The following is a 1,166-nucleotide window of genomic DNA, read 5'->3' on the forward strand; positions in this document are numbered from 1 at the left end:
TATACACTTTCTTTCCAGCGTCATTAACATTTCACTTTCTCGTAGCATAAGTAGCGGTTATATCTTTTCTTGTAGGAAGTCCTGCTCCACCACCGCCTCCGGCGGCAACGTCGCCAAGTTCGAACCCGTCACCTGCAGCGTTAACCTTGATTACCTTGCCGGCGTCGGCCGCTTGTGTTTGCAGTAGATGAAATAGTTTATTTGTCGTTTTGATGATTTCGTCAAATTTTGCCTCGTCGTTTCCGGCGATTAGTTTTCCCTTGTCGGCATTTGAACCAATTTCCATTTTTTCACCTTTTAACACGACCGAACCAGTAACTACATTATCACCATGTCCTGCGTCAATTCTAAAGCTGTTTTTCAATCCATTCTTTTCACCAACAAGAAAACGATTCCCACTTAATTGCCCTAACTCAATATCAAGTTGCCCATCTTTGCCATTTGGGTCTAAAATGCCATCTCCAATTTTGATTATTTTATTGTTATAAATTTTATCTGCATTGCTGAAATCTTTATTCATTTTTGCGTTATCGACCTTTTGAATTTCAAGCGCAAGGGCAAGTTCAATTTTAGCAATAGCAAGAATTAGCGCTGAACCGGTTTGTCCTTCTGACCTTTCAAAAATTTCATCGACTTTCAGAGTGTTTGCCGCAACCCTAACTCCTGAAATTCTTTGCGCTGTCAATTTTCCGGCGTTTGGTTGTCCGGCTGCAGGTATGAATATTTTGAAGGTTGTTCCGTCAATCGTGAACGTGTCGCTTCCGTCTTGCGTAAATGTTCGATTGTATTGAGTCACCACGTTTGTTTGTGGGTCTGTATAAATGAATCTAAATGCCCATTGTGCTTTAAGAACGTTAAAGAAGAATTTCGGAATCGTCTTCGTGTTGTCGCTTGGGTCTGGCAATGTGAATTTTGACAAGTCCAAAATTCCAAGGTCGGCAGTAGAACCGGCATCGTTTAATGTGTTTGTGCTGAATTCCTCAATCTCTTCGGCAAATTCAAGCGCTTCAAGTGTTGCCACTCTTGTTTCCAATTCTTGCGTCTTGTCTGTCGTTGTAGTCAATTTAGCATTTGCCGCCGCTATTGCCGCGTTGATTGCCGCCTTGACATCGTTTAGGTCTTTAACCTGTGAAAGCGCGTTATCTGGCTTGTTTGCTATGTATGAT

The 1,166-nt window shown here is 42.0% G+C and carries 1 protein-coding gene; it reads right to left on the reverse strand.

The genetic code is table 11. The features are described 5' to 3' along the window. Positions 1–31 precede the first annotated feature (31 nt). Positions 32–1,166, reverse strand: a 1,135-nt coding sequence (locus N1032_RS23465; RefSeq protein WP_259542771.1) for a hypothetical protein, incomplete at its 5' end; no start/stop codon positions are given.

This window comes from Herbiconiux daphne, from assembly GCF_024979295.1.
Lineage (GTDB): Bacteria > Actinomycetota > Actinomycetes > Actinomycetales > Microbacteriaceae > Herbiconiux > Herbiconiux daphnes.